Source organism: Streptomyces sp. NPDC052079 (assembly GCF_040680275.1).
Taxonomy (GTDB): domain Bacteria; phylum Actinomycetota; class Actinomycetes; order Streptomycetales; family Streptomycetaceae; genus Streptomyces.
In genome coordinates, this window is the sequence record NZ_JBFAWL010000009.1 from 1 (window position 1) to 14,506 (window position 14,506).

Consider the following 14,506-nt stretch of genomic DNA (forward strand, 5'->3'; position numbering starts at 1 on the left):
ATCGTGAAGCAGTACATCGAGCAGCAGAACCGGCCGCTCTGACCCGGGTTGAGGTGAACAGTGCGAATCCGTGCACACAGCTGAGGTCAGAGCAGTTCTCAGATTCGCTTCACCACCGGGCTGAAGCCCGGTGCACTGCGAATACTCCCGGTAGCCCAACCGGACGGCGGCCGTTGTGCCGCGGTGCGCCGCCTACAGCCGCTCGCCCGGGATGGCGAGGTAGCTGTCCCGGAGCTGGACGAGCAGGGGGTTTTCCGTGGCCATCGGCACGTCATCAATGCCGGACAATGCCCGCACGCCGATCGTCGTGTTGGTGGCGAAAGCGGCCTGCATCCCCTGCGCCTCGGCGAGGGTGACCGGCGCCGTGCTGTGGTGCCCCGACTGTTGCAGGAGGGCCATCGTGACGCCGGGCAGGACGTCGGCCTTGGGCCACACGACGCCGTTCTCACTGATGAAGCCGACGTTCCAGGTCCCGCCCTCCGACACACGGTCGTCCGGCCCGATGAACAGCGCATCGTCAGCACCGTCGAGGAGTGCGGTACGACGTGCATGCAGGGCGCCGAAAAGGCCGACGTGCTTGACCATGGGCGCATCCCGCTCGTAGCGGACCGAATTAACCCGCAGTGGCGGCATCGGCAAATCTGCGGCCGGCCGAACGGTCACGAGGACATGGGGGTCGTCCGCCTTGTCGGGACGCCCCAACGTCACGGCGGGATCGAAAATGGTGACTCGTACGACGAACGAGCCCGTCAGGTCGCAGGTGGCCTGGCGGACATAGCCGAGGACTCTCTCCGGATCCAGTTCCGCACCCATCACTGCACGGCAGTCCCTCACCAGGCGCTCCATGTGCAGGCCAAGGCCGCGTACGCGTTGGTTGTCGACGCGCATCGAGGTGAAATGGCCGTAGTTGGTCAGCGCCAGAGTCAGCAGGGCATCGGGGGTAACGGGTAGCCCGTTCAATTCCGCCATGTTCTGCAGGATGACAGCAAGGCCGGTCCCTGCGTGCGCTGGCGGGTGGGTCAGCCTCGGAAGGGAGGTTGCGGGACACCCTTGCCCGCTCCCGGGACGACCAGGAGCGAGCCCGCCAGAGGGTGGGGGGACGGCAGGCCCACCCGGGCCGTGGTGATGTACAGGTCTGTCAGGTCGGGGCCGCCGAACGTGCAGGCCGTGACGCGTGGGACGGGGAGGCGGATTTCGCGGTCCAGGTCGCCGGAGGGCGTGTAGCGGCGTACCGCCGCGCCGTCCCAGAGGGCCACCCAGACGCAGCCGTCGGCGTCGACGCACAGTCCGTCCGGGAAGCCCGCGCCGTCCTCGATCGCCGCGACCGAACGGCGGTTGGAGATACGGCCGTCCGCCTGACCGACGTCGAAGACGTCGACGCGGCGGGTCGGCGAGTCGATGTAGTACATCAGCCGCCCGTCGGGGCTCCAGCCGATGCCGTTGCTCACCGTTACGTCGTCGAGGAGGACCTTGACCGTGCCGTCGCCGGTGACGTGGGACAGCGTGCCGCCGCAGGGCGCCTGGTCGTAGCGCATGGTGCCCGCGAAGAGGCTGCCGTCGGGGGCGACCGCGGCGTCGTTGCCGCGGCGACCGGGGACGGGTTCGCGGTGCAGCCAGCGGAAGGTGTCGTCGGGGTCGAGCAGGCCGATGCCGTCCCGCAGGTTGAGGACGAGGCCGCCGCCCGCGCGGGGCGTGGCGGCGCCCACGTGCTGCTCGGTGCGGCGCACGCTGCGCCGGCCGGTGGCGGGGTCGTAGGTGTGGACGCGGGAGCCGAGGATGTCGACCCACAGCAGCCGGCCCGTCGCCGGGTCCCAGGTGGGGCCCTCCCCCAGGGTCGCCTCCGCGCGGACGGCGATCTCGAACGCGTTCGTCATACGGCACTCCGGTGGCCCAGGCGCTCGGACAGCTCGGCGGCGCCCTTCACGGCGAGCTGCTCCAGTTCGCCCAGGCGTTCGTCGCTCCAGCGGATCATCGGTACGGAAATGGACAGCGCGGCGACCACCTCCCCGGTGCGGTCGCGCACCGGTGCGGCGACGCAGGAGACGTCCGGGTTGGACTCGCGGCTCTCCACGGCGACGCCCCGGGCACGGATCTCCGCGAGGGTCTCGCGCAGGGTGGCCGGGTCGGTGATGCTGTTGGGGGTCATCGCGACCAGCTCCGCGCCGTCGGGGAAGCGCGCGGTCAACTCCTGATCGGGGAGGGAGGCCAGCAGCATCTTGCCGACGGAAGTGCAGTGGGCGGGCAGCCTGCGCCCGGCCGCCGACACCATCCGCACCGCGTGGGTGGAGTCGACCTTGGCGATGTAGATGACGTCGGTGTCCTCCAGGATCGCCACGTGCACCGTCTCGTCACAGGTCTCGGCGACGGACCGGGCGACCTGCTGACCCTCGGCGGCGAGGTCGAGGTGCTCGGCGTAGCGGGCGCCGAGCTGGTACGGGCGTACGCCGAGCCGGTAGCGTCCGGGCTGGCCGGCCACCGGGACGATGTACTTGCGGGCGGCGAGCGTGGTCACCAGTTCGTGGACGGTGGTGCGCGGCAGCTGGAGCTTGCGCACGATGTCGGGGGCGGAGAGCGTCCCGTCCCCGTCGAGGAAGAGCTCGAGTATGTCGAGAGCCCGGGTCACGGCTGGTACGAGGCGTCCCACGACCGGCCCCTCCTACGTGTCTCAGGCGCCTGCGTGCGTTCGAAATATCAACAGGCGATCGGCGTGACGAACACAGGCTAGTCCGAGTGCGCTCGGGCGGGCAATGGATGAACCCTCCGTGACGGGGGTCGATGCGGCCGCATACTGCCGCAGCCGGGCGCCGGTTTCAGCCAGTCCGGCACCCATCAGCCCCTCCCGCACCCACCAGCCCCTCCGGCACCCACCAGCCCCTCCGGCGTTTGAGGAGCCGGGGGTCCGGGGGCAGCGCCCCCGGGGACGGGAAGGGAAGGGGCGGCGGGGGCGAAAAACCCCCGGGTCACACCCCCGAGCGGTCCAGCGACTGCAGTACCGCCCGTTCTCCCTCCGTCAACGGCGGCTCAGCCGACCGTGGCAGCGGCGAACCGGCGACAGCCGCCAGGACTGCCCTCGGTCGGAACATCCGCGTCGGGGCCGACCGCAGGCTCGTCACGTCCCAGATCACCGACGCCGCGGCGTACGACCCCGTCGCCGCCTTCATCATGCGGCGCGAGTACGCCGTCACCACCCGCTCCCCCACAGTCGGCCGCCCACCCCGCACCCCCGGATACCGGACGTCCTGGCTGACGGCCATGGACCACGCCGCGTCCGCCGCCCGCGCAGCCCCCCGCACCACCCGCCGCGCCAGCCCCGGCGTGCCGGGACCGCCGGACGACCGGCCCAGCTCACGGCCGAGCACCCGCGCCCCGAACGCGGCCACCGACATCCCGTGCCCGTACGCCGGGTTGAACGTGGCCAGCGCGTCCCCCAGCACCACCAACCCCTCCGGCCAGCGCGGCAGCTTCTCCAGATACCGCCGCACATTGCTGGTCGACCGGCTCAGATGGACATCTCCGAGCGGCTCCGCCCCGGAGATCAGCCGGCCGACGATCGGATCGGGCAGGTCCAGCGCGTACCGCAGGAACCCCTCCGGGTCGGCCGGCGGCTCACCACCGCGTGACCCGCCGCAGCTCACCAGCCAGCGGCCGCCCTCGATCGGCATGACCATCGCGCTCCGGGCGGGCCGGGACACATACGGGTTGGCCTGCACCACCGTCAGCGGGAACCGTTCCGCCCCTTCCGGCACCCGGTAGATCCGGGAGGCGTTGACCAGCCCCGAGTCCACCGCCCGCTCCCGCACCCCCGTCAGCCCGAGCCCGCCCAGCCAGCTGACAACCCGTGTGCCGCGCCCGCTCGCGTCGACGACCAGGTCCGCCTCGATGTCCGTGTCCCCGCCGGGCGTCGCGACGCGCACCCCGCGCACCCGCTCCGCGGAACCCGTCAGCCCGACCACGGCCACCTTGCGGACCTGCACCCGCGTCTGTTCCCGTACGGCCTCCCGCACCACCCAGTCCACCAGCGCGCGGCTGCACGTCAGCATGGCCGGGCCCTCGCGCCGCCAGCGCCGCAGCCAGCCGTCGGGCGTGAGGGCGAGCATGCCCGAGCTGAGCGGTATCTCGTGCGCTCCGGCGGCGAGCAGCCGCTTGCGCAGCTCCGCGGCCGGCAGCAGCTCCTCCATGGCGTCCATGCCGCCCGCCATGAGCAGATGCGCGTGCCGCCCCTGCGGCAGCCCCTTGCGGTGCTCGGGTCCCTCGGGCAGCTCGTCCCGGTCCAGCACGATCACCTCGTCCGCCCCCGCGGCGGACAGGACGGCCGCGGCCAGTATGCCGGCCAGACCGGCACCGATGACGACAGCTCTATGCGACATGGGGCTCCTCGGGTTCGGTCCTGGATCCGGCGGATCCGGCGGATCCGGTCAGGGAAGACGGCGCCACACCGTCGTACGCGGCGCCCGCGCCGAGCGGCCGGTGCAGCGCCTCGGCCAGCTCCACCAGTCCGCCGGTGCCGGAGACCTCGGTGGCGTGCAGCCGGTACGTGCCGCCGCTCTCGGGTGGTTCCTCGCGGGCGGCGGCCCGCCGCGCCGCGTCGGCGAGCATGGCGGCCTCCGCCGCGAGCCGCGACTCGTGGGGCGAGCGGCCCGCGCGCAGGGCGGAGTCCCGCACCCGCTTGCGCACCCGGTGGTCGAAGTACGGTGCCAGCGCCAGCAGCGCGTCGTGGATCGACACCTCACGCCACTGCAGCCGCGCCAGCGGCAGCTGCCACCAGTCGGTCGGCGGCTTGGGAGCAGTGGACGCCGATTTCACGAGGGACCACAGCGGGGCCAGCCGCCGGTGGTCGCCCAGCGCCCGCCATTGGGCGACCGCGGACGGCAGCAGGTACCCCGCCGAACACAGCAGCGCGGCCAGCGAGGCCATCGGCGGGGCGACCGTGGTGGACAGGAAGTCGAGGTCGTGGCCCGTCCAACGGGCCACGATCGCCGTGTACTTGGACAACTGGAACCCCAGTACGTCCAGCAGCGCGCCCACCAGGATCAGCCGCAGCCCGGTCCGCAGCGGACCGCCGACCTCGCGCGCCCACTTGAGGCAGACGGCGCACATCACCAGCATCGCCGCGCTGTGCCCGACCAGGTACAGCAGGATCATCTCCCGCATGAACGGCGTGCCCGCGTAGTACGTGTCGAGGTCCCGCAGCCGCTCGGTGTCCGCCTCGGCGAGCACGAAGAGCACGACGATCGTCACCACCAGCAGACCGTAGGCGGCGACGGTGCGCAGGACGCTGCGCCGCACCCGCTCACGGGAACCGCCCCGCCAGTTGATGAGCAGCACCAGTACCGCGCAGCTGTACGCGGAGAGCATGCCGTAGGTCAGCGGCGCCCCGAAGTTGGGGACGCCGGTGAGCTCGTTGACGGTGGCCAGGGTGGCCGGGGCGGCGCACACGAAGACCAGCGCCCCGAGGACGATCGCCGCGCAGGTGGAGACCGTCAGCGGGTTCCGCATGGCTTTGCGCGGGCGGCGGAACAGCAGGACGGAGGTCATCCCGAAGACGAAGGCCGCCAGATAGACGACGAGGCTCACGCCGGCCAACTCCTCACGTCCGGACCCTGGTTCACGCCGTGCCCGCCGTCGTCGTACCGCTCGGCACGGCGGGGGCCGCGGGCACCGGGCCGGTGCCGGCCAGGGCGTCGGCGATCCGGGCGAGTACGGCGGGACCGGGCACCCGGCCGAGGAGCCCGCCGTCCGCGCCGGGCGGCGGGGCCGGCCGTCCCGGGTCCGCCTCCTGCCGTACCGCCGCGGTGATCACCGCGGCCCACGCGGCGGCCTCGGAGCGCTCCGGGTCGCCCGTCGTCGCCAGCACGCCCTCCCGGGTGCGGTCGTACAGGTCCCGGTCGAAGTAGGCGTCCAGATGGCTCAGCGCGTTGTGGATGCTGGTCTGGCGCCACATCAGCCGGGTGATGGGGGAGGCGAACCTGGGCCGGGGCAGCCGCAGCGTCCGGCGGGTGAGGAGATCGTCCAGCGCCCGCTCCAGCGGCACGAGCCGGGCGTACGTCCGGCGGGCCCGCCGCCACTCGCCGACCCGGGGCGCCACCAGCGGCACCAGCACGCCGACGACCGTCAGCAGCGCACCGAGCCCGGCGGCGGCCGGGGAGACGGTGGTGCCCAGCGCCGACCAGTCCCGCCCGGACCAGCGGCCCCCCACCGCGACCAGCTTGGCCACGCTGTAGCCGGCCCCGCACAGCGAACCGGTCCCGAGCAGGACCAGCCCCGTGCGCAGCCCGCCCCGTACCCGGCGCGCCCAGCGCAGCGACGACACCGCGGTGACCGTCACGGTGATGAGATGCGCGAGCAGATACAGCACGATCATCTCGGCGATGTACGGGGTCGTCGCGTAGTACGTGTCCAGATCGGTCCGGCGCTCCACGGGCGCGTCACCGAGGGCGAACGTCACCGCGATGCCGAGGACGACGGCGGCGTAGGCGAGCAGCCAGCGGCGGGCGGTGCGACGCACCCGGGGCCCGCCTCGCCAGTGCACGATGAGCACCTGCGAGGCGGCGCAGTACCCGGTGATCGCCACATAGGTGACCGGCGCCGCCAGGTTCGGCACCCCGCCGAACCGGTTGACGGCGCCCACCGTCGGCGGCGCCCCGAGGAAGAAGCACAGCCCCGCGGAGCCCAGCACCGCGCAGATCGCCCGCAGATACGGATCGCGCCGGTGCCGCAGCAGATCGGGCGCCTTCACCAGCAGACCGAGCCACAGCGCCCCGCAGCTCACATAGTTGATGAGGCCGTTCATCTCTTCGCCCCGCGGTAGTTGAGCGCGGCCCCGATGCGGCCGGCCAGGTCCTGCGGGTCCGCGGGCCCGGCGCCGCCCTCCGGGGCATACACCGCGTCTGCGGGAGTCTCCAGCCAGGCGCGGAGCCGACGGCCCATCAGCATGCCGAAGCGGTCCGCCTCCTGCTCCTCCGCCAGGCTGAAGTCGGTGCGTGCGGCGACGGGAAGGGGCCGGCCGGTGCTCGCCGCGTCCGTTTCCCGGCGGCTCATGTGCCACACCTCGTGGCAGAAGATGACGATCTGGTGCCATACGGCGGCCCGCTCGTCCACCACCACGTCGTCGTGGCCCTCGCGCTCCAGCCACAGCCCGCTGGCGGTGTGCGGAGGGAACGCCGCGCGGTGCACGAGCACTTCACGTCCCCGCCAGGCGCTGACGGAGTCGACGAGCGCATCGAACAGCACCTCGGGATCCGCCGGCACTTCCACCCGGATGGGGTCGATGAGGGCGTCAGCGAGACGACGCATCTCCTTCCTGGTACGCACCGCTGTCTCCCCGTTCCCCTGGGCGTCGCTCGGTCACCTGTGCAATATGCCAAGGGGGGTGCCGTCCCGGCCAGTTCCTCGTGAGCGACGGTCACTCGGTGACCGCCACGGTGTCCCCGGGTGCCACCGCGCGGGCCCGGACCTCCCGGATCACCTCGGGGTGGCGCAGGGCGTGTGAGACGGCCCCGATCTCGTGGAGCAGCTCCGTGGTGTCGGGGTCGCATCCGCCGTCACCGTCACCGCCGCCGTCGCGCGCCGTGGCCTCGACCGCGTCGAGGATCACGACGGCCGCCGCGAGCGCCCTCGCCCGCTGCGGCGCGAACCCCAGACCGAGGGCGGCGGCGTACGACCGCTCGCGCAGCCGCTCGTCGGTGCGCCGGGCCAGCGGCAGCAGCACGTCCCGGATGAACGTCTCCCGCCGGGTCAGGCGCAGTTCGGGGCCGGCGCGCAGCACGAACGGCAGGCCGGAGCCGTGCACGGTCCGCATCAGCAGGTACAGGGGCCGCAGCCGCCGGTGGGCGCGGCGGATCCGCCAGCGCTCGTGCAGGTACTGTCCGGCGTGCGGCAGGATGAAGCCGACCGCGATCGACACGGCCGACAGACAGGCCAGCGCGGGCGCCACGTCGAGGCTGAGCCGGTCCAGGTCGTTCCCGGTCCAGCGGGCCCCCACGGCCGTGAGCTTGGCGGCGTCGAAGGCAAGGTTGAGGGCGTAGCCGATGCCCAGGAACTTCAGTCCCCAGCGCAGCCAGGCGTCGAGTCCATCGGTGCGGATCCAGTTCCAGATCAGCTTCGAGGTGATGAGGCCGGCGGCGGTGTGCGCGAGGAGATACAGCAGGATCTCCTCACGCATGAACGGCGTCGTGGCGTAGTAGGTGTCCAGGTCCCGGGTCCGCTCCACGGGCACGTCCGCGAGGGCGAACAGCACCCACAGCAGGGCGATCACGCCTCCGTAGGCGTAGAGGACCCGGCGGGTGGCCCTGCGGGTGGTGGCGGAGCGCTCGGAGGGGCCGTCGCGCCAGGCGATGATCAGCACCAGACAGGAACCGCAGAACGCGGTGAGCAGGGAGTACACCCAGGGCGCCGAGATGTTGGGCACGCCGGTGACCCGGTTCAGCCAGACGATCGTCGAGGGCGCGACGAACACGAACACCGCGCAGGCGAGCAGCAGCAGACCGCCGACCGCGCGCAGCAGGGGGTCGTTCCAGAGCCTGATGATCGTCGGCAGTTTGATGGCCAGGGCGGCGGCGAGCACGCCGGCCGGGACCCACCAGAAGGACGTGTAGAGCTCGCTGAGGAGCGAGGCCGGGCCCATGGCCGCGTCCGCGAACCCCATCGCGCCCTCCGCTCTCATCGGCCGCCGTGGTCAAGGCCGTTCGAGCCTACGCGGACGGATGTGTCCGCGTCATGCGAGGACGGGTACGAGAGGGAAGTTCACCGTGGGCGAAGTGGACCGGTGTGATCCGGCCGACGTGATCCGGCCGGTGTGCGCCGCACCCGCGGTGGACTCACTTCCCCGGCGAGTCCACCGTCCGCACCGGGACCCCGCCCCGCGCCGCGCCGAGCAGCGTCAGCCGGACATCGCCCGGCCCCGAGAGCGTGGTCCTGTCGGACAGCACGGCCAGGGCCAGTGTGTTGCTGCCCCGGGTGCGCAGGATCCCGTTCGGCAGGACGAAGGTCTGCCGCGGGCGCGCCTCGTTGAGGTACTGGCCCATGTTCCAGCCGTTGAGGAAGACCTGCACCCGGTAGGCGCGCCCGGGGTCGTCCTCGAGTGTGAGCCCGACCGACGCGTCGACGTCCGGATCCACGTCGAGACGGAACTCGGTCCGGTACCAGGCCACCCCCTGCCGCCGCTCCGCGCGCGGGAAATCCACGGCCCGCCAGTCCCGGTCGTCGTGCCCCGGCAGATGCCAGCCGTGCCGCTCCCCGTGCAGCCCCCCGTTGTTGAGCGGTCCGCGCACCGGGTCCGGGGCCACCGCCCCCTGGATCCGCCACTTGACCTCCCGCGATCCGCCCCCGAAGCCGACGGCCGTGAGCCCGCGCGCGGCCTTGTGCGGGTTCCGCGCGCCCTCGTCCCCGTCGTGGTGCATGGGCCGTACGAGCACGGACAGCACATGCCGCCCCTCCGTGCGCAGCGCCTGCGGGACGTCGAAGACGGCCGTGGCCGTCCAGGTGCCCCGCCCCGCCGTCTCCCCGTCCGGCTCCGGCATGCGGTGGGCGCCCAGGGGCCGCCCGTCCAGCCAGGCCATCAGCAGCCCGTTCGTCCCGGTGCTGTACGACAGCGACACCGAGGTGATGCCGCGCGTGTCCGTCAGCCGCCCCCGGTACCAGACGTCGCCGTAGTGGAAGCCGTAGTCGTCCGCGAAGAGGACGGGGCCGTCCCCGGGCACGGGCGTGGTGCTGTGGGACGACGTGCGGTCGGCCACCGTCCACGCCGAGTCGTCGAAGTCCGGTTCGGACTCCGGGCTGCCGCCCCGCCGCCGCCAGCCGCCCAGCTCGGGCAGTGTCACCGCGGGCACGTCCGGCATCATCCCCTCCATCACCAGGCTCCCGGCCCGGCCGAGGTACGTGGGCACCGGCTGCCCGTTCCAGGTCACGGAGGTGATCCCGCGCGGCGCCCACACCTCCACACCGGTCTCGATCACGACGTCGCCGGTCAGGTGGACGGTGGAGCCGCGCAGCTCGGCCGAGCGCAGCAGCGCCGGGCCGTAGACCAGCAGGGAGCCGGACGGGGTCTCGTACGGCCACAGGCGCAGCGCGGTCGCGTCGTCGGCGAACAGCAGCACGAGGGGGACGTCCGAGTCCCCGCCCTTGACGAGGATCCTGCCCAGCCCACCGACGCCGAGCGGCGCGACGACGTTCAGCCGGCCCCGGTCGTAGGACCACGCGGGTTCGGTGTCCGCGCGCAGGACTTCAGGCTGGGTGTCGCAGTCCAGCGCGAGCTGTGCCGTCTCACCGCTGCGGCCGGTGAACACGGCGACCTCCAGCCGTCCGGCGGCCATGCTCAGCAGGGGCTGCGCGGTGGTGTACGCCAGCTTCCGCCGGCCCAGCCGCAGCCCGGAGACGAGCAGCTTGGCGTCGCGCGGCGCCACGGTGACCGGGACCTCGACGCCGGTGTCCGGCAGCATCGACCGGACCTCCTCGTCGGAGTCGTTGCGCACGACGTACACCTGGGCGCCGGTGTCGGGGTTGGTGAGGTGGCGGACCCTCAACCGCTCGTCGGCGGCCCGAGTCCCGCCCACCCGATCCAACCGGGCCAGGTCGGGCACCGTCCGCACCAGATGCCCGAACTGCTGGAGCGGGGCCATGTCCGGGGTGGGCCGGCGGCCCTCGTCGATCGGTGCCCCGGAGCCGTACGAGGCGGGCAGACCCGCCCCGGGCAGCCAGCCCCACGACGTACCGCCGAACACCGTACGGACGCTGTACGCGGTGATCCCCCGGGCGAGGTCGGTGAGGTGACCGCTCCGGTCGTACCCGGCGTCGGAGCGGAAACCCGGCGTCCGCGGACCGCCCGCGCGACCGCCGAACCGCCCGTCCCCGTGGAACACCGGTACGTCGATGCGGTCGGCGCGCACCTTGGCGTACAGGCGCGCCAGGTGGGCGCGCCGGGCCGGATCGTCGGCCGGGATCCCGTCCCCGTCCTCGAGCTGGTACAGCAGCACCGTGCCGCCGCCCGCGGTGAACAGGTGCCGTACGGCGATGGAGTTGACGGCGGTCAGCCAGGCGTCGGCATGCCGCAGATACTCCGGGTCGTCGGTCCGCGCGGTGCCGTCGACGGCCGTCAGCCACGCGGGGAGACCTCCGGCGTCCACATCGGCGCCGAGGTACGGACCCGGGCGCAGGATGACGTACAGCCGCTCCTCGGCGGCCATGTCTAGAAACAAATTTAGATCCCGTACCCCGGTGAAGTCGTGTCTGCCGGGCGCGGGGGAGTGGACGTTCCACGGCACGGGGACGGTCACCGCGTTGTGCCCGTGGGCGCGCAGCTTCTGCAGGACGTCCCGCCACAGGGAGGGGCTGGGCAGCCGGAAGGGGTGCATCTCGGCGGACCAGAGCACCAGCCGCCGGCCGTCCACCAGCAGCGAGTACCCGTCGAAGCCGATCCGGTGCCGCCTTCCGTCCGCGCGCGGCGGAGGCGGTGGCGGGCCGGTCGGCACGCTTCGCGGTCCATGCGTGCCGGTCGCCGCCCCGCCGCTGCCGGCCAGCGCGAGACCGAGCGCCGCCGTGCCGGCCAGGCCGGTGAAGGTACGCCTGCTGAGCTCCAAGGGAGCGCCTCCTGTTGTGGTGCCGTACGCCATGCTGGTGGGCCATTGTTCTACGAACCGAAACCGTGTCGTTCACAGGACGGTCCCGGTACGCCCCTTGTGTCCCGTCGGGTCATGGCGGGTGTGAATGGCTGGAGTTCGCTCTGTCCGGCGGTCGCGGCGCTCCATACGATGCGAGCGCTCCCGGCCTTCACCGCACCTCCATTCCTCCTTCACGAAGCCGGGGCTCATGTGCCTGCGCAATCGCCATGTACATGACGCATTCTGACCAACCCCCCACGGAAGGACGGAGAACCATGGCTGGTGGCCTGTTCATGGGCGCCGCGGTCGCAGCGCTCCTCACCGCCGCGTTACCCACGCACAACCCGTCGACCGGCTTCGACGACCCGCCGCCGGACAAGATCGTCATCAAGGTCGCCACAGTGAACGGATCCGGATGCCCCAAGGGCACGGCGGCCGTCGCCGTCTCGGCCGACAACACCGCGTTCACCGTGACGTACAGCGACTATCTCGCCCAGGCCGGCGGCAACTCCGACCCCACGGCGTTCCGCAAGAACTGCCAGCTCAGCCTGCTCGTCCATGTACCCCAGGGCTTCACCTACGCCATCGCCAGCGCGGACTACCGCGGCTTCGCCTCGCTCCAGCCGGGCGCGAGAGGTACGCAGAGAGCGTCGTACTACTTCCAGGGCTCCCCGAACACGGAGTACCGCACCCACCCCTTCGCGGGCCCGTACGACGACAACTGGCAGGCCACGGACGAGACCGACTGGGCCCAGCTGGTGTACGCACCCTGCGGGGTCCAGCGCAGCTTCAACATCAACACCGAGCTGCGGGTGAGCGCGGGGACCTCGTCCGATGAGGTCAGTTTCATGACGATGGACTCCACGGACGGAGACATCAGCACGGTGTACCACCTCGCCTGGAAGGAGTGCCCGAAGAACTGACCCCTCCCTGAGGAGCGGGCGGGCCCGACGCGGGGAGCGCGGGCCCGCCCGCTTTGACTCCGAGGCCCCAACATCGCCCGCCCACCTGCGTCGCTCAGCCCACCTGGCCCATCCCCGCCGCCTCGGGCCAGGCGGCCTGGGGGCCCGGCCAGCCCGTAGCCGGGGCCGTGGAGAGGCCGTTGGTGCCCCTGACCTGGGCGGCCGTCAGGCCTCCGCGGGCCGGGACACCGGGCGGGGTGGGGCCGGTGGGGGGCGGCATCTGGGACGGCACCTGCGCGGAGTACGCCGCCGGGGCGAGCGGCTGCTGGGCGGCGGCCGGCATCGGGGCGGGCTGCGGGACCGGTTCCGGAAGGGGAACCGGCACCGGCTGCGGAGCCGGAGAGGGCGCCGGCTGAGGCGCGGGCTGGGCGAACGTCTGGGGAACGGGCTGCGGCATACCCTGCTGCACCCCCGCCGAAGCCACGGCCGGCACCGGCATCCCGCCGGCCGGGTCCGCCATCACGGTGGACGCGGCGGCGGGGAGCGGCATGCCGGTGCCGGCGGACGGAGCGGCGGCGAGCCCCGGGGCGCCGGCACCGGCGGTCTGAGCGGCGAGCCCCCGCATGCCCGACCCGTTGGTCTCGCTCACCAGGCGGTCCACCGCCGCCGTGCCCGAGCTGTAGCTGGTCCCGGTAGCCTGCTCGGGCACGGCGGCTCCCCTCCTGGACGTCCCGTAGAGCACCTGTTCCAGGCCGGACACCAGGCGACGCACGTCCACCTGGGGGCGTACCACGAGACGCAGGAAGCGGCTGGACGAGCCGATCTTGTTGCCGCATTCACGGACCAGGATCCGGTGCTCGGTGAGCATCCGGTCCCGGACCACGGTCCCTTCGGCGCCCACGGGAAGGCGTACGAAGAGGAAGTTGCCCTGGGACGGGTAGACCGTCAGCCCGGGCAACGAGGAGAGCTGGCCGGACATGTCCATCCGGTCGCGGCGGACCTGGTGGAGGCTCTGGGCGTACTCGGCGCCGTGCTCCTTCAGCATGAACACCACGTGCTCGGCAAAGGAGTTGAGGTTCCACTTGGGCAGCATGGAGCGGACCCGCCCGGCGAGCGCCGGGTTGGCGACCAGATAGCCGAAGCGGATGCCGTGCAGGCCGAAGTTCTTGCCGAGGCTGCGCAGCACGATGACGTTGGGCCGCAGCATCGCCTCCTGCACCACGCTCGGTTCGTTCTCCGCGTCGGCGAACTCCAGGAACGACTCGTCGATCACGACCAGGTCCAGATCCGCCATGGCGTCCATGAACTGCACGATCGCGTGCTTGTGCAGGAACCCGCCGTCGGGGTTGTTCGGGTTGCAGATGACGGCGACCCGGGTGCCGCGCGCACGGATGAACTCCGCGTACTGCGCCAGGTCCAGGGCGAAACCGCTGGACTCCTGGAGCGGGAACATGTCGACCCGCTTTCCGGTCTCCATGGGCTGGTCGGTCCAGCGGCCGAAGGTGGGGACGGGGATGGCGAGGGACTCACGGACCAGGAGATGGTCGATCCAGGTGATGAGCTCCGTGGAGCCGTTGCCCATCGCCACGCACTGCGGCGGCAGTTGAAGCAGGCTGCACAGCTCGGCCGTGATGGTGTCGGCGCTGCTCGGGTAGTACGTGATGATGTCGCGCAGCCGGCCGGCCATCTCCTCGAACATGGCCGGGGTGGGGAAGTACGGATTGCAGGGGATGCAGAAGTCCACCGGACCGGCCCCGTCGCTCTCCCGGGTCAACGCCGCCATCGACGGACTGTGCGCCGCGGTGCTGCGGAACAACGAGGTGACGTTGTCGGCCATGGAACCTCCGTGTACGGCGGGTCCGCCGGGGGACGAAACGGACCCGTCATGCCTGGGTGGCCCGCGCGAGGAAGCACGGGCCACCCAGGGATACGCAGCCGGGCTCGCGGCCGTTCAGCTCATGTGAGGAACATGTGACCGCCCGGGCCGGCGGGCCTGACGTTCGCGTCGGG

At 72.3% G+C, this 14,506-nt stretch carries 11 protein-coding genes; 1 reads left to right on the forward strand and 10 read right to left on the reverse strand.

All coding sequences use genetic code 11. The features are described 5' to 3' along the window. Positions 1-192: 192 nt before the first annotated feature. The 9 genes from AB0L56_RS16230 to AB0L56_RS16270 form a co-directional block, all read right to left on the reverse strand. Positions 193-969, reverse strand: coding sequence for an aminotransferase class IV family protein (locus tag AB0L56_RS16230; protein WP_365423787.1), 777 nt, complete (start codon positions 967-969; stop codon positions 193-195). A 50-nt stretch (positions 970-1,019) separates the two neighbouring features. Continuing rightward, on the reverse strand, positions 1,020-1,874 hold the full coding sequence (locus tag AB0L56_RS16235) for an SMP-30/gluconolactonase/LRE family protein (protein WP_365423790.1): 855 nt from the start codon (positions 1,872-1,874) through the stop codon (positions 1,020-1,022). After that, a complete protein-coding gene (locus AB0L56_RS16240; RefSeq protein ID WP_365423793.1) occupies positions 1,871-2,644 on the reverse strand; it encodes an IclR family transcriptional regulator in 774 nt (257 codons plus the stop codon). Before AB0L56_RS16240 ends, AB0L56_RS16235 begins: the two co-directional genes overlap by 4 nt. Positions 2,645-2,960: 316 nt before the next feature. Continuing rightward, entirely contained in the window at positions 2,961-4,367 is a 1,407-nt protein-coding gene (locus AB0L56_RS16245; protein ID WP_365423796.1) for an FAD-dependent monooxygenase, read from the reverse strand. After that, positions 4,357-5,574: an MAB_1171c family putative transporter gene (locus tag AB0L56_RS16250; RefSeq protein WP_365423799.1), complete on the reverse strand. Its 1,218-nt coding sequence runs from the start codon at positions 5,572-5,574 to the stop codon at positions 4,357-4,359. The genes AB0L56_RS16245 and AB0L56_RS16250 overlap by 11 nt, the downstream gene beginning before the upstream one ends. A 31-nt stretch (positions 5,575-5,605) precedes the next feature. After that, positions 5,606-6,790, reverse strand: a complete 1,185-nt coding sequence (locus AB0L56_RS16255) for an MAB_1171c family putative transporter (protein WP_365423802.1) — start codon at positions 6,788-6,790, stop codon at positions 5,606-5,608. Then, complete coding sequence (locus AB0L56_RS16260; protein WP_365423805.1) at positions 6,787-7,311, reverse strand: toxin; 525 nt, start codon at positions 7,309-7,311, stop codon at positions 6,787-6,789. The genes AB0L56_RS16255 and AB0L56_RS16260 overlap by 4 nt, the downstream gene beginning before the upstream one ends. 91 nt (positions 7,312-7,402) lie before the next feature. Beyond that, positions 7,403-8,644 (reverse strand): MAB_1171c family putative transporter, encoded by a 1,242-nt coding sequence (locus tag AB0L56_RS16265; protein WP_361022735.1) that lies wholly within the window; start codon positions 8,642-8,644, stop codon positions 7,403-7,405. Between the two features lie 172 nt (positions 8,645-8,816). Beyond that, positions 8,817-11,573, reverse strand: coding sequence for a beta-galactosidase (locus AB0L56_RS16270; RefSeq protein ID WP_365423808.1), 2,757 nt, complete (start codon positions 11,571-11,573; stop codon positions 8,817-8,819). Positions 11,574-11,869: 296 nt separating this feature from the next. On the opposite strand from AB0L56_RS16270, the gene AB0L56_RS16275 reads away from it, so the two are divergent. Continuing rightward, on the forward strand, positions 11,870-12,517 hold the full coding sequence (locus AB0L56_RS16275; protein ID WP_365423811.1) for a DUF4360 domain-containing protein: 648 nt from the start codon (positions 11,870-11,872) through the stop codon (positions 12,515-12,517). A gap of 94 nt (positions 12,518-12,611) precedes the next feature. On the opposite strand, the gene AB0L56_RS16280 is transcribed toward AB0L56_RS16275, so the two are convergent. Further along, on the reverse strand, positions 12,612-14,333 hold the full coding sequence (locus tag AB0L56_RS16280; RefSeq protein ID WP_365423814.1) for a histidinol-phosphate transaminase: 1,722 nt from the start codon (positions 14,331-14,333) through the stop codon (positions 12,612-12,614). Between the last annotated feature and the right edge of the window lie 173 nt (positions 14,334-14,506).